This is a genomic window from Microbacterium sp., from assembly GCF_031180975.1.
Lineage (GTDB): Bacteria > Actinomycetota > Actinomycetes > Actinomycetales > Microbacteriaceae > Microbacterium.
Genome location: NZ_JAPSLI010000009.1, coordinates 53,120 through 79,218, shown reverse-complemented (window position 1 = coordinate 79,218; position 26,099 = coordinate 53,120). Strand labels below are relative to the sequence as shown.

19 protein-coding genes are annotated in these 26,099 nt (G+C 68.2%); 12 read left to right on the top strand and 7 right to left on the bottom strand.

The genetic code is table 11. From position 1 onward, the window contains the following. Positions 1–83 precede the first annotated feature (83 nt). The gene (gnd, locus tag RIF65_RS12400) at positions 84–1,139 is read left to right on the top strand and encodes a phosphogluconate dehydrogenase (NAD(+)-dependent, decarboxylating) (protein ID WP_309064937.1); all 1,056 of its coding nucleotides are present in this window, start codon (positions 84–86) and stop codon (positions 1,137–1,139) included. Between the two features lie 123 nt (positions 1,140–1,262). On the opposite strand, the gene RIF65_RS12395 is transcribed toward gnd, so the two are convergent. Beyond that, the gene (locus RIF65_RS12395) at positions 1,263–3,491 is read right to left on the bottom strand and encodes a glycoside hydrolase family 3 C-terminal domain-containing protein (RefSeq protein ID WP_309064936.1); all 2,229 of its coding nucleotides are present in this window, start codon (positions 3,489–3,491) and stop codon (positions 1,263–1,265) included. Between the two features lie 153 nt (positions 3,492–3,644). Here RIF65_RS12395 and RIF65_RS12390 point away from each other — a divergent pair, with 153 nt between their 5' ends. From RIF65_RS12390 to RIF65_RS12380, 3 genes are all read left to right on the top strand, one after another. Next, positions 3,645–4,979 carry an MFS transporter gene (locus tag RIF65_RS12390; RefSeq protein ID WP_309064935.1) on the top strand — a complete coding sequence of 445 codons (1,335 nt, stop codon included), beginning with the start codon at positions 3,645–3,647 and terminating at the stop codon, positions 4,977–4,979. Positions 4,980–5,113: 134 nt separating this feature from the next. Then, positions 5,114–5,698, top strand: coding sequence for a TetR/AcrR family transcriptional regulator (locus RIF65_RS12385; protein ID WP_309064934.1), 585 nt, complete (start codon positions 5,114–5,116; stop codon positions 5,696–5,698). A gap of 170 nt (positions 5,699–5,868) precedes the next feature. Further along, the gene (locus RIF65_RS12380) at positions 5,869–6,819 is read left to right on the top strand and encodes a histidine phosphatase family protein (RefSeq protein WP_309064933.1); all 951 of its coding nucleotides are present in this window, start codon (positions 5,869–5,871) and stop codon (positions 6,817–6,819) included. Positions 6,820–6,944: 125 nt separating this feature from the next. Here the strand turns inward: RIF65_RS12380 and RIF65_RS12375 are convergent, their stop codons facing one another. From RIF65_RS12375 to purL, 6 genes are all read right to left on the bottom strand, one after another. Beyond that, positions 6,945–8,552 carry an amidohydrolase gene (locus RIF65_RS12375; protein WP_309064932.1) on the bottom strand — a complete coding sequence of 536 codons (1,608 nt, stop codon included), beginning with the start codon at positions 8,550–8,552 and terminating at the stop codon, positions 6,945–6,947. A gap of 8 nt (positions 8,553–8,560) precedes the next feature. Then, positions 8,561–9,934, bottom strand: a complete 1,374-nt coding sequence (locus RIF65_RS12370; protein WP_309064931.1) for an APC family permease — start codon at positions 9,932–9,934, stop codon at positions 8,561–8,563. 131 nt (positions 9,935–10,065) lie between these two features. Then, entirely contained in the window at positions 10,066–11,106 is a 1,041-nt protein-coding gene (locus RIF65_RS12365; protein WP_309064930.1) for a LacI family DNA-binding transcriptional regulator, read from the bottom strand. Between the two features lie 116 nt (positions 11,107–11,222). After that, positions 11,223–13,451: an esterase-like activity of phytase family protein gene (locus RIF65_RS12360; RefSeq protein WP_309064929.1), complete on the bottom strand. Its 2,229-nt coding sequence runs from the start codon at positions 13,449–13,451 to the stop codon at positions 11,223–11,225. Between the two features lie 107 nt (positions 13,452–13,558). Further along, on the bottom strand, positions 13,559–13,696 hold the full coding sequence (locus RIF65_RS12355; RefSeq protein ID WP_309064928.1) for a hypothetical protein: 138 nt from the start codon (positions 13,694–13,696) through the stop codon (positions 13,559–13,561). Positions 13,697–13,767: 71 nt separating this feature from the next. Then, complete coding sequence (gene purL, locus RIF65_RS12350; RefSeq protein ID WP_309064927.1) at positions 13,768–16,101, bottom strand: phosphoribosylformylglycinamidine synthase subunit PurL; 2,334 nt, start codon at positions 16,099–16,101, stop codon at positions 13,768–13,770. Positions 16,102–16,449: 348 nt separating this feature from the next. Between purL and cas3 the strand changes: the two genes are divergently transcribed. The 8 genes from cas3 to cas2e are packed head-to-tail and all read left to right on the top strand — an operon-like array spanning position 16,450 to position 25,564. After that, a complete protein-coding gene (gene cas3, locus RIF65_RS12345; RefSeq protein ID WP_309064926.1) occupies positions 16,450–19,350 on the top strand; it encodes a CRISPR-associated helicase Cas3' in 2,901 nt (966 codons plus the stop codon). Next, on the top strand, positions 19,347–21,008 hold the full coding sequence (casA, locus tag RIF65_RS12340; protein WP_309064925.1) for a type I-E CRISPR-associated protein Cse1/CasA: 1,662 nt from the start codon (positions 19,347–19,349) through the stop codon (positions 21,006–21,008). Before cas3 ends, casA begins: the two co-directional genes overlap by 4 nt. Further along, positions 21,005–21,670 (top strand): type I-E CRISPR-associated protein Cse2/CasB, encoded by a 666-nt coding sequence (gene casB / locus RIF65_RS12335; RefSeq protein WP_309064924.1) that lies wholly within the window; start codon positions 21,005–21,007, stop codon positions 21,668–21,670. Before casA ends, casB begins: the two co-directional genes overlap by 4 nt. A 19-nt stretch (positions 21,671–21,689) precedes the next feature. Further along, positions 21,690–22,844, top strand: a complete 1,155-nt coding sequence (gene cas7e / locus RIF65_RS12330) for a type I-E CRISPR-associated protein Cas7/Cse4/CasC (protein ID WP_309064923.1) — start codon at positions 21,690–21,692, stop codon at positions 22,842–22,844. Further along, a complete protein-coding gene (gene cas5e, locus RIF65_RS12325) occupies positions 22,841–23,599 on the top strand; it encodes a type I-E CRISPR-associated protein Cas5/CasD (protein ID WP_309064922.1) in 759 nt (252 codons plus the stop codon). Before cas7e ends, cas5e begins: the two co-directional genes overlap by 4 nt. Then, positions 23,599–24,252, top strand: a complete 654-nt coding sequence (gene cas6e / locus RIF65_RS12320) for a type I-E CRISPR-associated protein Cas6/Cse3/CasE (protein WP_309064921.1) — start codon at positions 23,599–23,601, stop codon at positions 24,250–24,252. The genes cas5e and cas6e overlap by 1 nt, the downstream gene beginning before the upstream one ends. Further along, on the top strand, positions 24,219–25,208 hold the full coding sequence (cas1e, locus tag RIF65_RS12315; RefSeq protein WP_309064920.1) for a type I-E CRISPR-associated endonuclease Cas1e: 990 nt from the start codon (positions 24,219–24,221) through the stop codon (positions 25,206–25,208). Before cas6e ends, cas1e begins: the two co-directional genes overlap by 34 nt. After that, entirely contained in the window at positions 25,208–25,564 is a 357-nt protein-coding gene (gene cas2e / locus RIF65_RS12310; RefSeq protein ID WP_309064919.1) for a type I-E CRISPR-associated endoribonuclease Cas2e, read from the top strand. Before cas1e ends, cas2e begins: the two co-directional genes overlap by 1 nt. The last annotated feature ends 535 nt before the right edge of the window (positions 25,565–26,099 follow it).

Here is a 26,099-nt window from a genome sequence, read left to right as displayed (position 1 = left end):
CGCCAGTGCGTTGAGCGCGGGAGGCGTGCGTGGAAGGATGACCCCGACCGGGCGCGACGACACCCGCGTCGGGAGGAGCAGACATGCAGTTGGCCATGATCGGACTGGGCAGGATGGGCGCGAACATCGTCCGCCGGCTGATGCGCGACGGACACGAATGCGTGGTCTACGACGTGAACGCCGAGGCGGTGACCGCGCTCGCGGGCGAGGGGGCCGTCGGTGCCGATAGCGTCGCCGACCTCGCCGCGAAGCTGCAGACCCCCCGCGTGGTGTGGATGATGGTCCCCGCGTCGCTCACCGGCGCCGTCGCCGACGAGGTCGCCGCGGTGCTCGAGCCGGGCGACATCCTGATCGACGGCGGCAACTCCAACTACCGCGACGACGTGCGCCGCGCGGCCGCGATGCGCGAGAAGGGCATCGAGTACGTCGACATCGGCACCAGCGGCGGCGTGTTCGGTCTCGAGCGCGGCTACTGCCTCATGGTCGGCGGATCGGATGCTGCGGTGCAGCGCATCGAGCCGATCCTGCGCACCATCGCGCCAGGCGAGGGCGACATCGACCGCACCCCGGGGCGCGACGGCGACTTCGCACCGGAGGAGCTCGGCTACCTGCACTGCGGCCCGAGCGGGGCCGGACACTTCGTGAAGATGGTGCACAACGGCATCGAGTACGGGATCATGGCCGCGCTCGCCGAGGGGCTGAACCTGCTCGAGAACGCGGATGCCGGAGTGCGCGAGGCCGAGCACTCCGCCGAGGTCGCACCGCTCGAGGAACCGGAGTTCTACCAGTTCCCGATCGACACCGCGAAGGTCGCGGAGCTGTGGCGGCGCGGGTCGGTGATCTCGTCGTGGCTGCTCGACCTCACGGCGGCCGCGCTGCACGAGAACCCGACGCTCGACGGGCTCGCCGGACGGGTGTCGGACTCGGGGGAGGGCCGGTGGACGGTCAAGGCGGCGGTCGATGTGGGCGTGCCGGTTCCGGTGCTCGCCGCGTCGCTGTTCGAGCGCTTCGCGTCGCGCGACGAGGACCGCTTCGCCAACCAGGTGCTCTCGGCGATGCGGATGCAGTTCGGCGGCCACAAGGAGCGCCCGGCCGGCGACGTGCTCGAGGCCGGCGGGAGGAAGTCCGACTCCGCGTGAGCCTGGGTTGCTGAGCGCCTGGGTTGCTGAGCCTGTCGAAGCACCCAGGCATGCCGGCTGGGGCCATTCGACGAGCTCGGGGACCCAGCCGGCTCAGCACCCGGACGGTGTCACGGCATCCGCTCAGCCGCGCTGAGCCCGCTCCACCAGCGCCACCATCTCGGCGTGCGGCAGCGGGAAGCCGTCGAGGCGACCCACCGGGAAGTTGCCGAGCAGCTTCATGAGCTGGCTGTCACCGCCGAACTTCTCCTCGATGGCGGCTCGCAACTCCTCGCCCACGACCGGGTCGTCGAGCATCTCCTCGATCGACGAGTTCATCGTCGCCGGCAGCACGACCTTCTCGCCTTCGACCTGGACCGTGGTGCGGCTGCGGATGTCGCGGCTCGATGCGCCGACCAGGATGTCGTACTCGCCGCCCTCCACGATCCAGCGGTCCACCCGCACGTCCCAGTACGCGAGGTCGGAGCGGCGCACCCGCAACGACACCTGGGCCGTCTCGCCCGCGGCGATCTCCACCGAGCTGAACGCCTTCAGCTCCTGCGGAGGTCGCTGCACCTCGGATGCGGGCAGCGACACGTACAGCTGCACGACCTCGCGGCCGGTGCGCGCGCCGGTGTTGGTGACGGGAACGGTCACCACGATGTCGCCCTCGGCCGTGGTCGCGGCAGCCGCGTCCCCGTACGAGAACGTGGTGTACGACAGGCCGTGCCCGAACGGGAACGCCACCTGCATGCGGCGCGCGTCGTACCAGCGGTACCCGACGAGGAGTCCCTCGCCGTACTGCACGTGCCCGTGCTCGCCGGGGAAGCGCCCGAAAGCCGGGGTGTCCTCCAGGCGCAGCGGGATCGTCTCCGCCAGCCGACCCGACGGGTTCACCGCGCCGAACAGCACGTCGGCGGTGGCGCCGCCGCCCGCCTGGCCGAGCAGCCACGCCTCCACGATCGCAGGCACCTCGTCCGCGAACGGCAGCGCCACCACACCGCCGTTCGAGAGCACCACGACGACGTTGGGGTTCGCCGCGCGCACCGCGTCCACCAGCGCGAGCTGGGCGGCGGGCAGGTCGATGTGCGTGCGGTCGAAGCCCTCCGATTCTTCGTGGGCAGGGACGCCGAGGAACACCACCACGGTGTCGGCCGCGCGTGCGGCATCCGTCGCCTCGGCGACCAACGCGGCGGTCTCGTCGTCGCTCGGGGCGGCGTCCTCGTCGATCAGGTAGCCCGGGGCGAAGGCGACGTCGCCGCTGCTCGCCGCCCGGATCTCGTCGAGCGCGTTGTCGAGGCGGGTCGGGTTGATCTGCGACGAGCCGGCGCCCTGGTAGCGCGGCGTACGCGCGAACTCGCCGATCACGGCGATCTTCGCGGTGCGCGACAGCGGCAGCAGCCCGCCGTCGTTCTTCAGCAGCACGATCGAGCGCCCTGCGGCCTCGCGGGCGAGGGCATGGTGCGTCTCGACGTCCAGCGGACCGGATGCTGCTGGGCGGGCCTGCGCCTTGCGGGCGAGATCGATCAGGCGGTCGACGATGGTGTCCAGCGCGGATTCGTCGAGCCGCCCCTCACGCACGGCGGCGACGATCTGCGCATCCGTCCGGCCGTCGCTGCTCGGCATCTCGAGGTCCATTCCGGCGACGACGCCCGCGACGCGGTCGTTCACCGCGCCCCAGTCGGAGACCACGATGCCCTCGAAGCCCCATTCGTCGCGCAGCACCTGGGTCAGCAGCCACGGGTCCTCCGACGCGTACACGCCGTTGATGCGGTTGTAGGAGCACATCACGGTCCATGGCTGGGCGTCCTCGACGACGCGCTGGAAGCCGCGCAGGTAGATCTCGCGCAGCGTGCGCGGGTCGACGTCGCTCGACACGCGCAGCCGGTCGGTCTCCTGGTTGTTGGCCGCGAAGTGCTTGAGAGAGGCGCCCACGCCCTGCGACTGGATGCCGCGCACGAGGCCCGCGCCCATCACTCCCGACACGATCGGGTCCTCCGACATGTATTCGAAGTTGCGCCCGCAGAGTGGGGAGCGCTTGATGTTGATGCCGGGCCCGAGGATCACCGCGACGTTCTCGATCGCCGACTCCACGCCCAGCGCCGTGCCGACGCGCTCGGCCAACTCGGGATCGAAGCTCGCGCTCAGCCCGACGGCCGGCGGGAAGCAGGTGGCGGGCACGCTCGCGGCGAGGCCGAGGTGGTCGGCGCCCGCCGCCTGCTTGCGCAGACCGTGCGGTCCGTCGGTGACCATGATCGAAGGGATGCCGACGCGGTCGACGCCCTTCGTGGTCCAGAAGTCGGCGCCGCTGGTGAGCGACGCCTTCTCCTCCAGAGTGAGGGCTGACGCGCGAACGTCGGTGAGATCGGTCATCGAAGGTCCTCGATCCTGATGCTGGGAGATGGCTGGAAGTCGCTCTTGTGCTTGGAAACCTTAGCGGTCTAGGTTTTCATCGACAAGGGTGCCGCCCCGACGGATGTTCAACGAGTGACCCCGTGGGCACCCGGGCAGCCAAGGGAGGCAGCGATGAGTTCAGTCAGCGGTTCGGCCGCGGGAGTCCCCTCCGGCATGACGGCGGCGTCGGCCGCCGTGCACGAGCATCATTGGCTCCAGGAGCCGACAGAGCCGGCGAAGGGCGCCTACATCCTCTGGCTCATCCTGGCGCAGCTGTTCTTCTTCATCGCCCTGCTCGGGCCGGCGATCGTGGGCATCGGCATCAAGATCACCTCGCTGGTGGCATCCGGAGCCATCCCGGAGAACGCGGCGACCGGTGCCGGCGCCGTCCTCGGCGGCGTGGGGGCACTGTTCGCGACGATCGCGAACGTGGTGTTCGGCCGGCTCTCCGACCGCACGTCCAGCAAGTGGGGCCGTCGACGCATCTGGATCGTGCTGGGCACGGTCATCATGACGGTCGCGTTCCTGATCATGGCCCTCGCGCCGAACCTGTTCCTGGCGACCGCCGGCTGGGCGCTCGCCCAGCTCGGCGCCAACATGGCGCTCGCGCCGTTCATCGCCACGATCGCCGATCAGGTCCCCCAGTTCCAGCGCGGCAAGGTCACCGCCGCCCTCGGCATCGCGCAGAACGTCGGCGTGCTGGGCGGCACCTACGTGGCGCAGTGGTTCATGAACGACCTCGTGATCATGTTCGTCGCGCCTTCTGTGCTGGCCGTCATCGTCATGGTGATCTTCGCGGTCGTGCTGCCCGATCGTGTGCTGCCCGTGAAGCCGCCGCGTGCCACGATGCGCGAATGGTGGGAGACGTTCTGGGTGAGCCCGGTGAAATATCCCGACTACGCGCTGGCCTGGTGGTCGCGGTTCATGATCATGTTCGCCAGTTTCGGGTTCACCACCTTCCGCTACTTCTACCTGCTCAACCACGTGGGCGTGGACGAGGCCGACGTCGTGCCGGTGATCTCGCTGAGCGTGCTGATCTACACGATCCTGCTGGTGCCGACGAGCATCTTCGCCGGATGGCTGTCCGACCGGATCGGCAAGCGCAAGGTGTTCGTCTGGTCGTCGACCGCGCTGTTCGCCGTCGGCACCGTCGCGCTGATCTTCATCAAGGACGTGCCGTCGTTCTATGTGCTCGAGGCGCTGATGGGCATCGCCTACGGCATCTACATCGGCGTCGACCTGGCCCTGGTCGTCGACGTGCTGCCCAACCCGGACGATTCGGGCAAGGACCTCGGCGTGTTCAACATGGCCAACGCGCTGCCGCAGACGATCGCTCCGGCGCTGGGCGGCGTCATGGTCTACGTGGGCAGCGCGAACGGCAGCAACTACGCGCTGTGGTTCTCCATCTGCGGCGTGCTGGCGCTGGTCGGGGCACTGGTGATCTTCCCGATCAAGAAGGTCAGATAGGCGGGGACGCGGGAGGGCGCCGGGCGGTGGACAGGGGATGCCTCCGCCCCCGGTGACCCCGTGTATGCATCACGTAGACTCCGAATCGGCCATGTGCTCCGCGGAACATGCGGACGGCAGAAGGAGGGGACGTCATGAGGCGTGGCGCGTACGCCAAGGGGGTGGCGAAGCGCGAGGAGATCCTGAAGGTCGCCCTCGAGGTCGTCGGCGAACTCGGATGCCGGAGCGCGTCGAACCGTGAGATCGCCGACCGGGTGGGTCTGAGTCAGGCCGGCCTCATGCACTACTTCGGCTCCCGGGAGGAGCTGTACATGGCGGTGCTCCGCGCCCGCGACGAGCGGGACAGCGAGACGTACTGGGAGCCGCGGAAGGACTTCCGGGGCTTCCTCGACGTGATCGAGCACAACATGCAGGTGCCGGGGCTCGTGCAGCTGTACGTCGAGTTCTCGGCGGAGGCGAGCATCGGGCGGCATCCGGCGCACGAGTTCTTCGTCGAGCGCTACGCGTGGGTGCGCGGGCTCGCGCAGGAGTCGGTGCGGTCGGCGCAGGAGAGCGGCGAGTTCGGCCCGCACGTCGATCCGGCGCTCGTGGCCGACATCCTCATCGCGACGGCCGACGGTCTGCAACAGCAGTGGCTGCTGGACCGGTCGATCGACATGATCGCGCGGCTGCAGGCGGTGTGGGATGGCATCGCCGCCCTCTCGCGCATCCCGCGCTGATCGTCGCCGAGCCGAGCGGATGCCGGCGTCGCGTGTTCTCCGAAAAACCGTAACGCGTATGGGTTTTTGACGCCCGAACCCGAATACTTGAGGGGTAACGGTTTTCGACCGGTCCTCGTCGTGGTCGACGGCGACCTGCGGAGCACCCGCGTCCGAACAGGAGAACGAACATGAAGCGCAGCACTGCCATCCGGATCTCGGCGGTCACTGCGGCCGTCGTCGGAGCGACGGCCCTGACCGGTTTCGCCGCCACCGCGGCCCCCGCCGACGGGACTGTCGCGGCGAGCAACGGCAAGCAGGATCGGTCGGTGATCATCTACCTGACTCGTCACGGCCGCACCATCCTCAACCAGACCGAGACCGTGCAGGGGTGGTCGGACTCGCCGCTGCTGGTCGGCACCCGTCCGATCGCGACGGCGCCGGTCGGCAAGCTCGACGAGGGCCGCCCGCTGGCCGCCGCGGTCGGGGCCGAGTTCGCCGAAGCGGTGGGTGACATCGACGTGGCCTACTCCGCCGACGGCAAGCGCCACTTCGAGACCGCCACGTACTTCCTGCAGGGCGCAGGGCAGGACAAGCTGACGGTCACCCAGGACGCGCGTCTGCGCGAGGTGAACTTCGGCGAATACGAGGGCAAGGAGAACAAGGAGCTGTGGTCGGCGGCCGTCGAGCACCTCGGCTACACGATCGACCACGACGCCGCGCCGACCGCGCCCGTCGACGAGACCGGTCAGAACGGCGGCTGGCAGACGATGCAGGGCGTGGCGATCGCCGAGCACGGTCTGTACGGCATGATGGCCGCGATCAAGGCGGTGGCGGATGCCCCCGAGCTCGGCCTTCCCGCCGAGGACTGCGCGGACGTGAACGCCCGCATGACCGAGTCGCTCGCCGAGATCGCGGCTGACGCACACAAGACCAACGACGACACCGTGCTGGTGGTGTCGAGCGGCCTGTCGATCAGCTGCTTCGCCGGCGCGCCCGACATGCGCACCGTCGACGGCGGGATGCCGGTGATGCCGCCGACCGGCGTGCCGAACCTCGGCGTGACGAAGGTGATCTACCAGGACGGCGAGTTCACCATCGACGGCCCCGTCGGCAGCAAGGCCTACTACCCCCAGCCCTGACCTCGCCGGCCCGCCGCCTGGGTTGCTGAGCTTGTCGAAGCACCCAGGCATGTATGCCTCGACGTGTGGGCCGGGGCCCTTCGACGAGCTCAGGGACCCAGCCGGGCTCAGACCCACTCGGGGCGTCAGGAAGCGCGGTGGGTGGGCTTTCCGTCGACGAGCGTCAGCAGGGCGCGGGTGCGCAGCAGTTCCTCGGGCGACGCCTGCAGCGGATCGACGTCGACCACCGCGAGGTCGGCGGGGGCGCCGACGACGAGCGCGCCGCCGTCCGAGCCGATCGCCCGGTGTGCGTGCGTCGTGTAGCCCTCCAGCGCCTCGACGGCGGAGAGTCCCTGGTCGGGCCGGATCGGCTCCGCCTCCGGATCCGCGACAGCGCGGCGCGCCCTGGCATCCGCCATGATCTCCCACGGGTCGAACCGCGCGACGGGCCAATCCGAGCCGAGCGCGAGAACGGCTCCGCTGCGCCGCACGTCGCCGGTGCGCCATCCGTGGTCCGCCCTGGCAGGTCCGAGCCGGCGCGACCAGTCGTCACTGCCGTCGGGCTGCACGTGGTGCGTGCAGTGCGTGGGTTGCATGCTGGCCGCGATGCCGCTGCGGCCGATCAGCGCGATGACGTCGTCGTCGACCGACTCGATGTGCTCGATGCGGTGCTGCGGGCCTCCGGCCGGAAGGGCGGCGAGCGTCTCCGCCACCACGCGGATGCCCTTGTCGCCGATCGCGTGCGTCGCGGTGGGCACGCCGTTCTCGTGGAAGCGGCGGATCCGATCCGCATACGTCTGGGCATCCGGCCAGTTCGACGCGACGCCCTCGCCCTGCGTGTCGGGGGCGGCCAGCCAGGCCGTGCCGCCCTCGACGGTGCCGTCGATGAACAGCTTCACGCCCTCGACGCGGTAGCGGCGTCCGCCGCGGCCCTGCATCGCGATGAGCTCGTCGACCTCGGCATCCGTCATTCCCGGCTCGCACCACGGCGACAGCCGCAACCGCACCGGCAGGTCGCCGTCGGCCTCGATCGCGGCGAGGAGGTCGAGTGCGTCGGCATCCTTCAGGTCCATCACGTGCGTGCCGGTGATGCCGTACCCGGCCATTTCCTCGAGCAGCCCGCGCAGCCGCCGCACGCGGTCGTCGCGGGTGTCGGCGGGGAGGATGCGCTCGACGAGCTCCATGGCGGGGAACTCGAGCAGGTGCCCGGTCAGCCGCCCGTGCGCGTCGCCCACGGCGCCCGACCCGTCGGCGTTCGCGAACGGCTCGGTCACCCCGGCGCGCTCCAGCGCCGCCGCCGAGGCGATGCCGGAGTGCGCGTCGTACATCTTGATGTACGCGGGGCGGTCGTCCCCGAGTACCTCGTGCAGCACGGTGTTGCCGATCGGACGGCCCTCGAACGCGGTGGGCTCCAGGCCCCAGGCCAGGAACCACTCCGCGCCGGCCTGCTCGTCACGCCCGCGCTCCAGCGCCTGGACGAGCTCGTCGTAGGTGCGCACGTCCGCGAGCGACAGCCCTCGGACGATGCCCAGGCTGTACACCGGGTGGGTGTGCGCGTCCACGAGACCCGGCACGACCGTGGCGTCGGGGTGCTCCACGATCTCCGTGTCGGGGCCGGCGAGGGCCAAGACCTCGTCGCGGGTGCCGAGGGTGCTGATCCGGCCGTCGGTGATCGCGACGGCATCCGCGTCGGTCGGCGTCGCCGCCATCGTGTGCACGCACGCGGCGAGGATGACGGTGTCGGGCGCAGCCATCTGCCGGGTCACTCCGCGAGGTCGAGGGTCGGCGTCGGGCGCGAGAAGAACCGGGTGACGATCAGCAGCAGGATGAACCCGACCGCCAGCCACGACAGCCCGATCAGGAAGCTCGTGCCGGTCAGGCTGGTCCACAGCCACACCGTGAGACCGAAACCGATCAGCGGCAGCACCAGGTTGTTGAACACCTGCCCGCCGGAGCGCTCGCCCCGGTCGACGAAGTAGTGCTTGATGACCGACAGGTTCACCACCGAGAACGCGATGAGGGCACCGAAGCTGATCATGTTCGACAGCGTGAGCAGGTCGAAGACGAGCGCGAACAGCGACACCACCGACACGATCAGGATGGCGGGGACGGGCGTGCCGAAGCGCGTGCTCAGGCGGCCGAACACATTGCGCGGCAGCACGCCGTCGCGTCCCATCGCGAACAGGATGCGCGAGACGGATGCCTGGGACGTGAGCGCCGAGCCGAGGCCGCCCGCGATGAACCCGGAGATGAACAGCGCCGACAGCCACGGGCCGGCGAGGGACGCGACGACCTCGATGCTGGCGGTGTCGGCCGACTCGAACTCGTTCGACGGGTACGAGATCTGGGCGAGGTAGGTGAGCAGGATGAACACCAGGCCGGCGAGCACCGTGACGATCATGATCGCGCGCGGGACGGTGCGGCGGGCGTCCTTCGCCTCCTCGGCGAGGGTGGAGACCGAGTCGAAGCCGAGGAACGACAGGCACAGGATGGCGGCGCCGCTCAGCAGCGGCAGGAAGCCCTCAACGGATCCGTCGCCGGTGAACGGGGCGAGCGGGTCGGCGCCGTTGCCCGTGGCCGCGCCGATCGCGAACACGATGAACACCAGGATGAACACGGTCTGCACCGCGATGATCACCGTGTTGGTGCGGGCGACCGAGATGATGCCGATGACGTTGAGCACGGTGACCAGCAGGATCGACGCGATGACCCACACCCAGTTCGGCACCGCGGGGAACGTGCTGTTCATGTACAGACCGATGATGAGGTAGTTGATCATCGGCAGGAACAGGTAGTCCAGCAGCAGCGCCCACCCAGCCAGGAAGCCGATCGCGCCACCGAAGCTCTGCTGGGTGTACATGTACGCCGAGCCCGCGTAGGGGTACGCGATCGACATCCGCGCGTAGGAGCGGGCGGTGAAGATCATGGCGACGAGCGTGATGACGTACGCCGCCGGGACACGGCCGCCGGTGACCTCGGTGACGATGCCGTAGGTGGTGAACGCGGTGAGCGGCACCATGTAGACGAGGCCGAACAGCACGAGCGACGGCACGCCGAGGACGCGCTTGAAGCGGCCCTTGGTCACCTGTGCGGTGAGTTCGGTGGGGGAGACCTGAGGATCTGAGGGCTGGGACACGGGGGCTCCTGTTCCGCGCGGATGCGCGACTGCGGGTCGACGTCGTCGTCACCGCCGTGAAGCTGAGGGTACCCGGCGGGGTGCAAGAAGGGTAGCAATATCGATAAAGCGAATTCAAATGCTGCTCGATCTCAGCCGTCCTGAGGGGCTCCGTCCGTCGCCGGTCCGAGCGTGGACGCGCGCCGCTGGACCGACACCGGCACCACCTCGTGGATGGGCTCGCCGTCGGCATCCGCTTCGATGGCGGCGAGGGCGGCACGCGCGCAACGGCGGCCGAACTCGCGGGGGTGCAGGTCGATCGCGGTGATGGACGGCTGGGCGAGCGCGAGCACGTCGGAGTCGACCAGCGAGGCGACCAGCAGGTCCTCGCCGACCCTCCGCCCGAGCCGTTGCGCGCTGGTGACCACACTGAGGACGGTGCCGTCGGAGACCGCGATGATGGCATCCGCCGGTTCGTCGTCGTCGTCGAGGACGATCTCCGCGACGGCCGCCTGGATCTCGGCCGGTTCGGCGGGGTGCGGCACCTCGGCGATGCGGGGGCGGATGCCGTGCTCGGCGCACCACGAGTCGATGGCGTCGCGGACGGTGAACGCCCAGTGGTTCCGGAGGGCGGGGAACACGACGGCGGGTCGCCGCGCGCCCCGCTCGGCGAGGTGGTCGAGCAGCTCCCGCACGGCGGGGGCATGGTCGCTGGTGACCTCACCGCGCCCGGCCGGCAGCCCGTCGGGGACGGGTTCTCCGGTGATCACCGGGACGCGCCCGCGCAATAGGGCGCGGGTCACCGGGTCGTCGAGGGCGGGGTCGAGGATGATCACGGCGTCGGCGGGCAGCCGGTCGAGGCTGTCGACCTCGGGGTCGGTGGTGAGGAGGAACACGATGACGCCCGCCTGCGCGGCCTCCTCGACGGCGCCGAACGCGGCCTCCATGTAGTAGGCCATGCTGGTGCTGTGCGGGGGAAGGCGCAGCGCGAGCATCCCCGTGCGGGCGCCGCGGAGGTTGCGGGCGACGGTGTTGGGGCGGTAGCCGAGCTCGTCGGCGACCTCCAGCACGCGCCGGCGCATCTCGGCTGAGACGCGTCCGCGCCCAGTGATCGCGAACGACGCCGTCGATCGGGAGACGCCGAGACGGTCGGCGATGTCCTGGAGGGTCACCGCACGGTCATCGGATGGCATGCCTCCGAACCTAGTACGCCCAGTGGGGCGTGGGGATCGAATGGCCCTGACGTCGGGAGCTCCATGCCTGGGTGCTTCGACAGCTCAGCAACCCAGGCACGGAGCGCCCGGACCTTTCAGCCGACGGTCGCCGCGACGTCCGGGTGATCGCTGAAGATGCCGTCCATCCCGGCATCCAGGAACATCTGGATCTCACCGGCGAGGTCGCCGGGTGCCGCCGGGTCGGCCGACGAGCGGAACTCGACCGGCAGGTACTGGTTCTCCAGGCGGAACGTCCAGCCGTGCACGGACAGGCCGGCGGCGTGGGCATCCGCCGTCACGGGCGAGGGCGAGGCGAGTCGCCCCTCCGGGGAGCGCGGGATCAGCACCGACTTCTCGGCGCCGATGCCGTCGGCGTATTCGGTGATCTGAGCGAGGCCGGCCGGCGTGACCAGGTCGGCGTAGGTGCGGCTGTCCCCGGCGAGGGTGAAGTCGTACGGGCGGCCGGACGAGCTGATCAGCTGCGCGAGGCGCACCTCGGTCATGCCGTTCAGGTCCTGCAGGTTCGACACCTCGAAGCTCTGCACGATCACAGGCGCGTCGGCGCGGTCGACGCCGTTGGCGCGCAGCGCGTCGATGAGCGGCTCCTCGAGCGACAGCCCGATTCCGTCGAAGTAGCTCGGGTGCTTTGTCTCGGGGTAGACGCCGACCTGACGTCCGTCGCAGCTGATCGAGTGGCGGGCCAGGTCGATCACCTCATCGAGGGTCGGGATCAGGTACAGCCCGTCGAAGGCCGTGTTCGCCGGGCGGGTCTTCGGCAGGCGCTCCTTGGCGCGGAGGCTGCGCAGCTCGGCGAGCGTGAAGTCCTCGGCGAACCAGCCGGTGACGCGGGCGCCGTCGATCGTCTTGGTGGTCTTGCGGTTCGCGAACTCCGGGCGGGTGGCGACGTCGGTGGTGCCGCTGATCTCGTTCTCGTGGCGGGCGACCAGCACGCCGTCCTTGGTGGAGACCACGTCGGGCTCGATGTAGTCGGCGCACTGCACGATCGCCTGCTCGTAGGCGGCGAGCGTGTGCTCGGGGCGGTAGCCGCTCGCGCCGCGGTGGCCGATCACCGACACCAGCTCCGGCTCGACCTTCCGGCGGTCGAGGTCGATGACGGCGAACTCGGTGTCGTCGGGGGTTCCCGTGACACGGGCGTCGTTGCCGGGGAAGTTGTTGTCGTTGGAGATCAGCAGGTCGCCATTCTTCAGCTGGACGACCGTCTCGAGCGACTGCACCGGCAGCGACCACACCTCACCGGTGCCGTAGCCGTTGCCCGCGCTGAGACCGTCCGGGTTCGCGATGCGCAGCGCGTCGAGCACGAGCTTCTTCTCGACGTAGCCGTCGGCGTCGATGCTCTTCAGGTCGATCGCGTAGATGCGCTTGGTGACGGACTGGTCGCCCTCGAAGTCGTCGCGCTCGACGACGAGCAGCACGTCGTTCTTGACCGTGAAGGCGTCGCCGATGACGTTCGCCTCCTGGTCCGTCTGGTAGCTCCAGGTTCGGTCGGTGTAGGCGCCGCTGCGGGTGTCGAACTCGAGGATCTCGCGGCGGCGCAGGTCGGCGTCGTCGGAGTAGGCGCCCTCGACGATCGGGTACAGGTAGCGCCCGTTCTTCGAGCCGGCGAGGGCCTCGAAGCCACGGCTGGCGCGCAGGCGCGGGGTCTCGCCGGGCTGCAGGTACGGGTTCTGCGGCGACTTCACGCCGTCGAGGGAGAACGGCTTCTCGAGCAGGGTGCCGTCAGCGGAGAAGTGAAGGAGGAACGGTCCGAACTCCTCGCCGACCCAGAACGTGCCGTCCTTGGCGCGCACGACCGACTCGATGTCGAAGTCGGCGCCGGTGAGCAGCCGCTCCTGAGTGCCGTCGTTCACGATCGGGAAGTCGAGCAGACCGTTGCGGTCGTTGTACGAGATGAAGCGCTCCACGGCGATCTCGCCGGACCCGCCGTCGGCGGTCTGGAAGTCGGGGCGGACCAGGTAGTTGCGCAGCAGGAAGTCGGCCGAGTTGCCTTTGGACCCGAAACCGTTGTCGGGCTGCGCCCAGAAGGTGCCGTCGCCGTTGTCGAGTACCGCCGAGAAGCCGGGGATGATCTGTCCGTCCCAGGGTCCCTGACGGCCGTTGGCGGCGCTGGCCTGGGCGCCGGATGCCGGGCCGTCGGCGAGGAAGTCGGCCGATAGCTCGGCCCACGCGACGAGCGTCGGCTCGAACGCTTGCATCTTGGAGGTGGACGTGGCCTGGTTCGATGCCTGCGCCGGTGCGGCGAGCAGCAGAGTGGCTGCCGTCGCGGCGACGGTCGCGGCGGCGATCGCGCGGGGGAGTGGTCTCATGCCCGCGAGTCAACCGGCGCGCGTTGGAGCATCCGTGACGCCGTCGTGTCGCCGCGATGACGCGGCGGTGAACGGATGCCGTGTGGCCGGCGCGCCGCCGACGACCCTTATCCGAACAGCAGCGTCAACACCGTGGCCCCACCGCCGACGAGGATGAGCGCGGCGATCGTCACCCACGCCACGAAACGGATGCGACGGGTGCGGCGCTCGCCGAGGTCGCCGTAGTCCTCGTCGGAAGTGGTCATCGTTTCGTCTCCTTGCTCAACGGCCGGCGTTTCGTCTCGCTTCGCTCGCTCAACGACCGGGAAGCGCTCGCTCAACGACCGGGAGCGGGCTCCGTGACCGTCGGTCCGAAGACCCCGGGCAGCGTGGCGCGGGAGGTCTCACGCAGCTCGTCGACCGAGACGGTGAACACGTCCTGCACCTCGAGCTGCGGCACGGAGTCCGTGACGCCGATGCGCAGCACCGGGTAGCCGCGCCCCTCGCACAGGCCGCGGAACTTCACGTCCTCCTCGCGGGGCACCGTCACGATGACGCGTCCGGTCGACTCCGAGAAAAGCGCGGTGGCGGCATCCACCTCGTCCCGCTGCATGATCTCGGTGAGCCACACCCGAGCGCCGACGCCGAACCGCATGACGCCCTCGGCGAGGGCCTGGCCGAGGCCGCCCTCCGACAGGTCGTGCGCCGACGAGATCAGCCACTCGTCGCGCGCGGCGGCGATCAGGCCGGCGAGGCGCTTCTCGGCAGCCAGGTCGACGGCCGGCGGGCGTCCGCCGAGGTGCTGGTGCACGACATCCGCCCACGCCGAGCCCGACAGCTCGGTGCTGGTGGTGCCGAGCAGGTAGATGTTCTCGCCGGCGTCCTGCCAGCCCGACGGGATGCGACGGGAGACGTCCTCGATGATGCCGAGTACGCCGACCAGCGGCGTGGGGTGGATCGGGGTGTCGCCGGTCTGGTTGTAGAACGAGACGTTTCCGCCGGTCACAGGGGTGCCCAGCTCATAGCATCCGTCCGCCAGGCCGTCGACGGTCTGCCCGAACTGCCACATGACCTCGGGGTTCTCGGGGGAGCCGAAGTTCAGGCAGTCAGTGATGGCGGTCGGCTCCGCGCCGGTGACGGCGACGTTGCGGTACGCCTCGGCGAGGGCGAGCTGCGCGCCCGCGTACGGGTCGAGCTGGCAGTAGCGGCCGTTCGCGTCGGTCGAGATCGCGAAGCCGAGGCCGGACTCCTCGTCGACGCGGATCATGCCGGCGTCGTCGGGGAACGCAAGGGCGGTGTTGCCGAGCACGTAGTAGTCGTACTGGTTGGTGATCCAGCTGGTGTCGGCGAGGTTCGGCGAGCCGACCAGCGCGAGGAACTGCTCGCGCAGCTCGGCCGGGTCGGTCGGGCGGGGCAGGTTCTCCGCGGCATCCGCCTGCAATGCGTCGATCCACGCCGGGTAGGCGACCGGGCGGTCGTACACCGGGCCGTCGACGGCGACCGTGGATGGGTCGACGTCGACGATGCGCTCGCCCTTCCAGTCGATGACGAGGCGGCCGTCGCCGGTGACCTCGCCCAGCACGCTGGTCTCGACCTCCCACTTGCGCACGACCTCGAGGAACGCGTCGAGCTTCTCGGGGGCGACGATCGCCATCATGCGCTCCTGCGACTCCGACATGAGGATCTCCTCAGCGGTCAGCGACGGGTCGCGCATCAGCACGTTGTCGAGCGAGACGTGCATGCCGGAATTGCCGTTCGCGGCGAGCTCGCTGGTGGCGCACGAGATGCCGGCGGCGCCGAGGTCCTGGATGGCCTCGACGAGTTCCTTCTTGTAGAGCTCGAGGCAGCACTCGATGAGCACCTTCTCGGCGAACGGGTCGCCGACCTGCACGGCGGGTCGCTTGGTCGGGCCGGTCGAGTCGAAGGAATCGGATGCCAGGATGCTGGCACCGCCGATCCCGTCGCCGCCCGTGCGGGCGCCGAACAGCACGACCTTGTTGCCGACGCCGGTGGCGTTCGCGAGCTTGAGGTCCTCGTGGCGCAGGACGCCCACGGCGAGGGCGTTGACGAGCGGGTTGGCCTGGTAGACGGCGTCGAACACCGTCTCGCCCCCGATGTTGGGCAGGCCGAGGCAGTTGCCGTAGAAGCTGATGCCGGCGGTGACGCCGTGCACGACGCGCGGGGTGTCGGGGTGGTCGATCGCGCCGAAGCGGAGGGCGTCCATGACGGCGACGGGGCGCGCGCCCATGGAGATGATGTCGCGGACGATGCCGCCGACGCCGGTCGCGGCGCCCTGGAACGGCTCGATGAACGACGGGTGGTTGTGCGACTCGGCCTTGAAGGTGACGGCCCAGCCCTCACCCACGTCGATGACGCCCGCGTTCTGGCCCATGCCGACCATGAGACGCTTCTTCATCTCGTCGGAGACCTTCTGCCCGAACCGGCGCAGATAGTTCTTCGACGACTTGTAGGAGCAGTGCTCCGACCACATCACCGAGTACATGGCGAGCTCGCCCGAGGTGGGGCGGCGGCCGAGGATCTCCTTGATGCGGGCGTACTCGTCGTCCTTGAGGCCGAGCGCCGCGTACGGCTGCTCCTTCTCGGGCGTCGCGAGCGCGTTCTCGACGGAGTCGGGGACGTGAGTGGTGGATGCTTCGGGGGCGGCGGTCACGCGGGCTCCTGGAGGAGAGGGAGGCGGGGCACGGCCAGTCTACCGGCGGCGGGTGGATGGCTACTCCCGGGGAGTCGAGGTTGAGCGAATGGCCACCGGCCGCTGAAGCTCGACTCTGGGACGACCCCAAGGATCAGTGCATACAGTTGGCACGTTCCCCGCGAACGCGGGGGTGATCCAGAGATCTTGTGTTGGGACAGTTGCTCCCCGCCATCGCGGGGGTCCATCCCGGCTACTTTCCCCGTCCGTTATTACAGCAACGAGATTTTGTGTTGGGATTTATAAAGGGTATTGACGGTTGCTGGTTCGGCGTGTAGCTTCGGTTCATCTGATGACTGGAGTATTGCGATGGCCACCGACATCGACGTCGAGCCGCCTAGGGGGCTGTCCCCCGCAGCCCTCTGGGCCTGGGCCAAGTCCGATGCGGACCCGGTGACGGGTGAGATCATCGGGTGGCTTCCCGTGCACCAGCACCTGGCCGACACCGCCGCGGTCGCCGGACTGCTGTGGGACCGCTGGCTGTCGCCGGCTGTGCGGCACATCATCAGTGCCGACCTCGGGAGCGAGCCGGCAGCGCGTTCACTCGCGGTGTGGCTCGCCGGCCAGCATGACGTCGGCAAGATCAGTCCCGCCTTCGCGATCCAGGTGCGACAGCTCACCCATCCGATGCGTGACGCCGGTCTGAGCTTCTCGGGCACGATCGAGGGCACGCCTGAGCGTCAGGTCGCTCGGCACGAGATCGTCAGTCATCTGGCGGTCTCCCAGTGGCTTGAGATGCGGCACGGATTCGAACGCATGCAGGCGGCGAAGCTCGGCAGCGTCCTCGCGGCACACCACGGGCGACCGCCCGGGCCGCTCGCCATCCACCTCACCGCATCAGACACGCGACTGCATGGCACCGGCCTCTGGGCCGAAACGCGGTTCGAGATGATCGAGTCGATCACTTCCGAACTGGGTTCGCACATCGAGGCCTGGCGCACGGCATCCCTTTCTCAACCCGTGCTCGTGCTCCTCAGCGCGATTGTGATCGTCGCCGACTGGATCGCCAGCAGCGAGCGATTTCCGCTCGTCGATCTCAGGGAGCAGCCACGCGAAAGTGCCGAGCAGCGCGCTGTGCGCGCGTGGGACGACTTGGATCTCCCCGCCCCCTGGACCGCTCGTCCTCCGGAGGACGACACCGTGCTCTTCCGCGATCGTTTCGGCATCGACGGCGACCCGCGCCCTGTGCAGCGGGAGATGATGCGTCTCGCGCGTGAGGTGCCGTCCCCTACCCTCATGATCCTCGAAGCGGACACCGGGATAGGTAAGACGGAGGCGGCCCTCGCCGCGGCGGAGATCCTCGCTGCTCGATTCGAACGCAGTGGGGTCTTTCTAGGCCTGCCGACGCAAGCGACGGCCGACGGAATGTTCGCCCGCCTGCTGCGTTGGGCGGAGCACCTCGACCTCGAAGCGCCGGTGAACGTCTTCCTCGCCCACGGCAAGTCAGCTCTGAATGAGCAGAACGCCAGGAAGCGTCAGGACGCTCGCTTCCGCGCCATCGGCGATCCCGGCCGGAGAAGCAGTGACGACGAACTGGTTCGCGCGCATGAGTGGTTGGCGGATGCCAAGCGGGGTCCGTTGTCGAGTCTCGTCGTCGGGACCATCGATCAGGCGCTCTCCGGCGCACTGCGCACGCGCCATGTCGCGCTGCGTCATCTCGCCCTTGCCGGCAAAGTGGTCGTGCTCGACGAAGTCCACGCGTACGACGCCTACATGAGTCAGTACCTGGAGCGCATCCTGCACTGGCTCGGGTCGTACGAGGTGCCGGTCATCATGCTTTCGGCCACGCTTCCCGCCGAGCGGCGGAAGGCGTTCGTTGCGGCGTACGAGAGCGGGCGCCCGAAGGCGCAGGCCGGCGCGCGGCTCGGCAGGGCCGAACGGCGAGCGGCACGTGAAGAAGGCAGAGCTCCCCTGGCATCCGATCCTCTCCCCTCGCTCACGGGCGACATCGGCTACCCGTCCATCGTGATCTCTCGACCGGGCAACGCACCAGAGATCGTGATGCCAGGTGCCACGGGGCGCGCGCGCTCTTCGCGGATCGAGCGGATCACCGACGATGATGCGACGCTCTGCTCACTGTTGGCGGAGGCTCTACACGAAGGCGGCTGCGCGGTTGTCATCCGCAACACTGTCGCTCGTGCGCAGCACACGGCCTCCTCGCTTCGCCATGTCTTCGGCCCTGATAACGTGACCGTCGCGCATTCTCGCTTTCTCGGTTTGGATCGCGCAGCGAGGGATCGCTGGCTGCTCGCCAGGTTCGGACCGAACGGCGACCGCCCGCAGATGCACATCGTCGTGGCGACGCAGGTGGTCGAGCAGTCCCTCGACCTCGACTTCGATCTGCTCGTCACCGACATCGCGCCTATCGACTTGCTCATTCAACGCGCAGGCCGGCTGCATCGCCATGCGCGTTCCGGCAGGCCGGAGCGGGTTAAGACGCCGCGACTCGTCATCGCGGGGACGCAGTGGAACGAGTCTCCACCGGAGACCTACAGGGGCAACACCATGGTCTACGACCGCGCCGTGCTGTTGCGCACCTTCGCCGTTCTCGATGGAAGGGCGCAGATCACCTTGCCGGATGACACCCCTTCGCTCGTGCAGGCCGTGTACAGCGATACGCCGCTCGGGCTCTGGGACGAGGTGATCGAGAGTGCGCGAATCCGCTCCGCAGAGGCGGCGGCACGATCCAGGGCGAAGGCGACGACCTTCCTGCTCGACGAGGTGTTCCGGGAACCAAGGGCGAACCTCATCAACTGGATCAGGTACGACGCCGGTGACCCCGATCGTGACCCGCTCGCGCAGGGAGCCGTCCGCGACACGGACGAGACGCTGGAAGTGCTCGTCCTTCAACAGGCAACAGACGGCAGGTTGCAGACCCCGTCCTGGCTGGGCGATGGCAAGGGCGGCATCCCGATCCCGACTGAGGTCCGCCCGGATCATCGCTTGACGACCGTCATGCTCGGCTGTTCGTTGCGTCTCCCCGCGGCTGTCTGCCGCGGGGCGCTCATCGATCGCCACATCCGCACGCTCGAGGATCGCTACCCGGCTCCGGCATGGCATGGCAGTCACGCTCTGCGGGGTGAGCTGGTGCTGGTTCTCGACGCCGGAGGAGGCGCCGTCCTGGACCCCTTCGATCTGCAGTACACGGCCGAAGACGGCCTCTCGTTCTCGCCCCGCAAGACCATGCCTGAAAGTGAGATCCCTGTATGAAATCGGTGCGGCCCCATTTCGACCTGCTCACAGAGCCGTGGATCACCGTGCGTTATCTCGATGGGTCGACGACCGACGTGTCGCTGAGGGCGGCGTTCACGGATGCCGCGCGCATCCGTGAACTGAGCGGTGAACTGCCCACGCAGACATTCGCCATCCTCCGGCTCCTGCTCGCGATCCTTTATCGCGCCTCCTACGACGAGCAACGCGACACCTGGCATGACGACTGGACCTCCTGGTGGGAAGAGGGGCTCCCGCTGGACGACATCGGTGACTACCTCGACGAATTCGCCGATCGCTTCGATCTGCTGCACCCAGAGCGTCCGTTCTTCCAGGTGGCGGACCTGCACACCGCGAAGGGCGAGGTGAAGAACACGGCCCCGCTGATCTTCGATCTTCCGAGCAACAACAGGCTGTTCACGACACGAGCGGGTCTCGAGTCGATGCGCCTGTCGTTCGCTGAAGCGGCACGCTGGCTCGTGAACGTGCAGGCGTTCGATGCATCCGGCATCAAATCCGGCGCGGTGGGGGACAATCGCGTCAAGGGCGGGAAGGGCTACCCCATCGGAGTCGCGTGGGCAGGTCTTCTCGGCGGTGTCTTCGCTGAAGGTGCGGATCTGCGTGAGACCCTGCTGCTCAACTTCGTGTCCCCGGGCCGGGGTATCGATGCGGACGGCCGCACCGACGTGCCGCCCTGGGAGGACGAGAGCCCCGACACCGCCGCGGACAGAAGCGGTCTGGTCCCCAGCGGCCCGGTTCGGCTCTTCACCTGGCAGTCGCGTCGGATCCGGCTCGTCTCGGAGCACGACCGGATCGTGGGCTGCGTGCTGGCTAACGGCGATGCGCTCACCCCTCAGAACCAGCAGAACCACGAGCCGCTCAGCGGATGGCGCTACAGCGAACCGCAGTCGAAAAGGGCGGGTGCGCCGACCTTCATGCCCCGCGAGCACCAGCCAGGTCGAGCGTTCTGGCGGGGCATCGGCGCGATTCTCCCTGGAGTGGCCAACTCGCAGAAGCTGAGGGATGCGAAGAAGGTCGAGCATCAGCGCTTCATCAGTCCTGCGGTGGCGGAGGCTGCAGCGGAGCGGATGCAAGAGATTGGAGCGAACCGACGAGTCAACCTCCGGGCGGTCGGGGTGCTCTACGGGAGCAACAACTCTGTCGTCGATGAGATCATCGACGACAGAGTGACAGTGGCCATGGCGCTTCTGAGCAGGGACGACACGGCGCTCGCCGCGATCGCTGAGAATGCGGTGTCGCTAGCTGATCAGGGGGTGCGCGCCCTGCGCTATCTGGCCGAGAACCTCTCGCGTGCCGCCGGCGGCGATGGCGAGGGGGAGAAGGGCCGTGCCGAGGCAGCCGCCTATGCGCGCCTGGACGTGCTGTACCGCGAGTGGCTTGCGGGCCTCGACAGCGACACTGACCCGGACGAGGCGATCACCGGCTGGCGTGACACGGCCCACGGGGTGTTGCGTGAACTCGGGACCGACCTGGTCCGGGGCTCAGGTCCGGCTGCATGGGCGGGACGCGAGATCCAAGGGGACCTCATGAACACTCCGCGAGCGGAAAGCAGGTTCCTCAGGTCCCTGCGCAGCATCTTCGCGTTGCACGTGGAGGCCCAGGAACAGACGATCGATGGAGAGGAGAAGGACGCATGACTATGGATCAGGGACGCGCCGACAGGATGGCGGAATACGTCGCCAGCCGCGTCGGCCGGCTGCAGGCGGGGTACCGTGCGGATCGGAGCGATGCGGTGGCCGCTCTGGCGCGGTTGCGCCGCGGGATCGGACGGCGCCCCGGCGAGGATATCGAGCTGTTCGGACTGGCCTTCGAGAACCCTCGGACTGAGGACGGAGACGCCGGATCGCTCTTCGACGAACTGTCGCTGCGCGGGGACGGGATCACGCGAGAGGAGGAAGCGGCGTTCACCGCGATCACGCTGTTTGCGATGCATCAGCAGTCGCGCCGGGAGGCATCGATGCATCGCGGCGGATACTCGTTCGGGCGCTCAGCGCGTCTCCTCGGCCGTCACAGCGGAAATCGCGACGCGGTGCGCCGGCGATTCACCGCGCTCGGAACCGCCACGACGTGGGACGAGACCGTGCATCACGCTCGGGGGCTGATCCAGCAGTTCCGGCAGCACAAGATCCCGCTCGATTACGGCCAGTTCGCCAGGGACCTCTTCGACCTGCGGGGCGACCGCGCCGAGCGCGTGCGCACCTCGTGGGGGCGCGACTTCTACCGCACGCACCACCCCAAGGACGACGCACCTGACGAGGGATCGCCTGAGTCCGACGCAATCACGGCCAACGACCACTGAACGAACTCAAGGAGCAGCCATGACCCGCACCATCATCGACATCAACATCCTCCAGACGGTTCCGCCGTCGAACATCAACCGCGATGACACCGGCAGCCCGAAGACCGCGGTCTACGGCGGAGTCCGGCGCTCACGCGTGTCCAGCCAAGCATGGAAGCGCGCCACCCGTGTCGCGTTCGCGAGCCTGCTGGATCAAGAGGATCTCGGCACACGCACCAAGCGGGTCGTCGAGCTGCTCGCTGAGCGCATCCACCAGAAGGATGACAGCATTCCCCCCGCGCGGGCACTCGAGCTGGCGACACTCGCCTTCGGAGCGGCGGGGATCAAGTTGACCGAATCGCGGAAGTCCACGAAAGAGAACCCTCTTCCCGCGGAGTCCGGGTACCTTCTGTTCCTCAGTGCGCGTCAGATCGATCACCTCGCCGAAGCCGCGATCGCAGCGAACGCCGCCCAGGACCCGGAGGCCTCGTTGAAGGGCGCCGGGCTCAAGAGATCCCTCGATGTGGAACACTCCGTCGACCTGGCGCTGTTTGGGCGCATGGTCGCTGACTCCAGCGACCTCAACGTGGATGCGTCGGCTCAGGTGGCGCATGCGATCAGCGTCCATCCCGTCGAGACTGAGTTTGACTACTTCACTGCCGTCGACGATCACAAGGCTGCGGACACAGAGGAAGACGCCGGAGCCGGGATGATCGGAACGGTCGAGTTCTCGTCATCGACGCTCTACCGATACGCGACCATCGATGTGAACAGGTTGCACGACAACCTCGGACACGGCGATGGAGGAGGCGCTGATGCGACACGTCGCGCGGTGGAAGCGTTTCTCCAGGCATTCAGTCGGAGCATGCCCACCGGCAAGCAGAACACGTTCGCCAACCGCACGCTTCCGGATGCCATTGTGATCACAGTGCGGGATTCGCAGCCTGTGAACCTTGTGGGCGCTTTCGAAGAGCCCATTCGAGAGGGCTCGCGAATCGGGAAGGCGAGCGCTGCGCTCGCCGAGCACGCAGCCAGCGTGGACGCGGCATACGGCACGACGCCGGTCGCAACATGGGTCGTTCGGGCTGCACCGGCCGCCGCGCCGCTTGACCGACTCGGCGAGAGCGTGACGCTCGATGCAGCTGTCAAGCGCGCCGGTGAGCTCACCGCGCAGCGTCTCCAGGATGACCGATGACGACACTTCTGATCGAACTCCGCGGACCCCAGCAGGCCTGGGGTTCACGCAGCCGATTCTCCACACGCGCAACAGAGCTTGCTCCGACGCGGAGCGGAGTGATCGGGCTCTTGGCCGCGGCACTGGGGATGGCGCGGACCGAACCTCTGGATCGATTCCGCGACCTTGGCTTCGGGGTGCGGATAGATCAGCCAGGACACCTCGAGCGTGATTTCCAGACCACGCGGTCGCTGGACGGTTCGAGGGCGTTTCCGTTGTCCCAGCGGTACTATCTGGCGGACGCGGTGTTCCTGGTGGGGATCTCGGGCCCGCGCGAGGAGCTCGTCGAGTTCAAGGAGGCGCTCGCGCGGCCGTACTTCCCACTCTTCTTAGGACGACGAGCCTTCCCACCGGACGGACCGATCAGAGCGGAACTGGTGGACGCGCCCCTTCGTGCGGCGTTGAGGGAAGCGCCCTGGAGAGCAAAGGCTCACCACGCGAGTGCCGCCCGCGCCGAGAGTATCTCCTTGCACCTCATCACCGATGCGGTCGAAGGTGACCCGCCGGGCGAATCGCGCAGTGATGTCCCGGAGAGCTTCGATCCGAGGAGGCGGAAGCACGGCACTCGCGACGTCGTGATCGAGCGCGTGATGCTGTCGCTTCCTGGGCGGCGGCCCATTCCCGGGAACGTGGGCGGTGATCCCCGGGCTGAACGACTTCTGGGTTCGCCGACGCAGCACGACCCGTTTCTTCTTCTGGACGATGAGGAGATCTGATGTACCTCACGCAGTTCATGTTCAACCCGGTGCGGCGTGGCGCCCAGAAGCTCCTGTCATCACCGCATGCGCTTCACGCGGCCGTACTGGCGGGCTTTCCTGATCCGTCCGCTACGGATGAGGGACGGGTGCTGTGGCGACTCGACAGCGCCCGCAATCAGGCGAAGCTGCTGATCGTCTCACCCGGTCAGCCGGACCTCACCCATCTGGCGGAACAGGCGGGATGGCCGAGTCTCGAGGACGGATGGCGGACGCGGCCGTACCAGCGGGTGCTCGGTCGAATCGAGGTCGGGCACCGATACGCCTTCCGTCTGACCGCGAATCCGACGCGCAGCACGCGCCCTGTTCCCGGCGGGCGTGGTAAACCGTTCGGGCACGTCACCGTGTCGCAGCAGGAAGAGTGGCTTCTCAACCGGCAGCATCGGGGTGGCTTTCGTGTCGACGGGGATGACGATCAGAAGGCAGTGCTCATCAGAGACCGCAAGCTCATCACTTTTCGAAGGCGGGAGGACTCGGTGACGCTGCGGGTCGTCACGTATGAGGGCTTGCTGGAAGTGATCGATCGAGACGCATTCGTCGCCACGCTTACCCATGGACTGGGTCGCGCCAAAGGCTACGGTTGCGGGTTGATGACGATCGCGGCGGTGAGTTAGATATGGTCGCCGGGGCGAAGCCGCCTTCGCTGCCGGAACTCGTGCGCGCCCAGGATCGCATGACCTTCATCTACCTGGAACGCTGTCGGATTCATCGCGACGCCAACGCGATCACGGCAACGGACGAACGCGGGACCATTCACATCCCAGCGGCCGCGGTGGGGGCGTTGCTGCTGGGGCCCGGGACGACGGTTACGCAGCAGGCCATGGTCTTGATGGCGGAGAGCGGGTCGACGGTGGTCTGGGTCGGTGAGGAGGGCGTGCGGTACTACGCGCACGGCAGATCGTTGGCGCACAGCTCCAAACTCCTCGAAGCTCAAGCTGCACTCATGACCAATCAGAGTGCCCGCCTGCGCGTCGCGCGAGAGATGTATGCGATGCGATTCCCGGGAGAGGAGACGAGCGGTCTCACTATGCAGCAACTGCGAGGCCGCGAGGGTGCTCGTGTGCGGAAGGCGTATCGGGAGAGCTCGAAACGCTACAGGGTGCCGTGGAACGGCAGGTCATACGACGTCGAGGCTTTCGAGGACAGCGATCCGGTCAATCAGGCTCTCTCGGCGGCGAACACGAGCATGTACGGCGTTGTTCACTCGGTGATCGTCGCGCTCGGTTGCTCCCCAGGTCTGGGGTTCGTGCACACCGGTCACATCCGCTCATTCGTCTACGACATCGCTGATCTGTATAAGGCCGAGCTGACGATCCCTCTGGCGTTCGAGCTGGCCGCGGAACAGCCATTCGACATCGGAGGGGAAGCACGTCGGCGCCTTCGGGACCATTTCCACGGCGGCTCGTTCCTGGAACGATGCGTGCGAGATATCCGCCACCTTCTCCTCCCGGATGAACCAGATGACGCGGGAGCCTCCGACCTCGACCTTTCCGACAACGTCGTGCAGCTCTGGGATGGATCCCGTCGAGCAGTCGCGGGTGGAGCCAACTACGGTGAGGTCCCGTTCTGATGATCGTCCTCGTGCTGACCGCGGTTCCGCCGGGCTTGCGGGGGTTTCTCACCCGCTGGCTTCTTGAGATCTCTGCCGGCGTGTTCGTCGGAAAAGTGAGTAAGAGAGTGCGTGAACTGCTCTGGGAACGCACTATCAGCATGGTGCGGACTGGGCGCGCGATCCTTGTTTTCTCGGCGCGGAATGAGCAGGGGATGTCGGTTCTCGTGCATGGACATCATTGGGAGCCCATCGACGTCGACGGGCTCACACTGATGTTGCGCCCCGCGGATTCCCAACCCGTTCCCGCCAGTCAGAGGGAATCGGCGCCCGCGACCGGATGGAGCAAGGCTGCGCGGCGGCGCAAGGGGTACTGAGTGGGCACCGCTATGCAGCATCCTGATTCACACCGAGCACGAGTGCCATCCCCGCGATGCGGGTAGCACCGGGCCGGCTCCCGGCTTGCTCACGTAGGCCTGGGATCGTCTCCGCGAGGCGGGGAGCACATGTTGTTCCTCGTAGTGGAGACCGAACCCCCGGGATCATCCGCGCGATGCGGGGAGCACCATACGGCTGATCAGGAGCGCATGCAGGCGTGGGGACCATCCCCGCGATGCGGGGAAGCACGCCAGGCAGATGAGAACGGAGAGGTCGGCGCCGGGATCATCCCGGCGATGCGGGGAGCACTACCACCAGCCGCGTTGCTCGTGCGGGTGGCTGGGATCATCCCCTCGATGAGGGGAGCACCAGGGCGTGATCACGTTGACGAACGGGTGAGCAGATCGACCGGTGGGTGAGTCCGTAGCGTGGTGTCACTTCCCGCGATGCGGGGAGCACGCCCCCTCCCGCCCCTTCTGCGGCGACTGTGGGATTGAGGTTGCCCCCGATTCCTGGACACTGACCAGGCGGGTG

What these genes read in the sequence shown, in the direction of transcription:
- cas5e (WP_309064922.1), top strand. Translation starts at nt 22,841, where the DNA reads ATGACGACACTTCTGATCGAACTCCGCGGACCCCAGCAGGCCTGGGGT.
- cas7e (WP_309064923.1), top strand. Translation starts at nt 21,690, where the DNA reads ATGACCCGCACCATCATCGACATCAACATCCTCCAGACGGTTCCGCCG.
- RIF65_RS12355 (WP_309064928.1), bottom strand. Translation starts at nt 13,696, where the DNA reads ATGACCACTTCCGACGAGGACTACGGCGACCTCGGCGAGCGCCGCACC.
- RIF65_RS12365 (WP_309064930.1), bottom strand. Translation starts at nt 11,106, where the DNA reads ATGCCATCCGATGACCGTGCGGTGACCCTCCAGGACATCGCCGACCGT.
- casA (WP_309064925.1), top strand. Translation starts at nt 19,347, where the DNA reads ATGAAATCGGTGCGGCCCCATTTCGACCTGCTCACAGAGCCGTGGATC.
- RIF65_RS12395 (WP_309064936.1), bottom strand. Translation starts at nt 3,491, where the DNA reads ATGACCGATCTCACCGACGTTCGCGCGTCAGCCCTCACTCTGGAGGAG.
- casB (WP_309064924.1), top strand. Translation starts at nt 21,005, where the DNA reads ATGACTATGGATCAGGGACGCGCCGACAGGATGGCGGAATACGTCGCC.
- gnd (WP_309064937.1), top strand. Translation starts at nt 84, where the DNA reads ATGCAGTTGGCCATGATCGGACTGGGCAGGATGGGCGCGAACATCGTC.
- cas6e (WP_309064921.1), top strand. Translation starts at nt 23,599, where the DNA reads ATGTACCTCACGCAGTTCATGTTCAACCCGGTGCGGCGTGGCGCCCAG.
- RIF65_RS12375 (WP_309064932.1), bottom strand. Translation starts at nt 8,552, where the DNA reads ATGGCTGCGCCCGACACCGTCATCCTCGCCGCGTGCGTGCACACGATG.
- cas3 (WP_309064926.1), top strand. Translation starts at nt 16,450, where the DNA reads ATGGCCACCGACATCGACGTCGAGCCGCCTAGGGGGCTGTCCCCCGCA.
- cas2e (WP_309064919.1), top strand. Translation starts at nt 25,208, where the DNA reads ATGATCGTCCTCGTGCTGACCGCGGTTCCGCCGGGCTTGCGGGGGTTT.
- RIF65_RS12390 (WP_309064935.1), top strand. Translation starts at nt 3,645, where the DNA reads ATGAGTTCAGTCAGCGGTTCGGCCGCGGGAGTCCCCTCCGGCATGACG.
- RIF65_RS12385 (WP_309064934.1), top strand. Translation starts at nt 5,114, where the DNA reads ATGAGGCGTGGCGCGTACGCCAAGGGGGTGGCGAAGCGCGAGGAGATC.
- RIF65_RS12380 (WP_309064933.1), top strand. Translation starts at nt 5,869, where the DNA reads ATGAAGCGCAGCACTGCCATCCGGATCTCGGCGGTCACTGCGGCCGTC.
- RIF65_RS12360 (WP_309064929.1), bottom strand. Translation starts at nt 13,451, where the DNA reads ATGAGACCACTCCCCCGCGCGATCGCCGCCGCGACCGTCGCCGCGACG.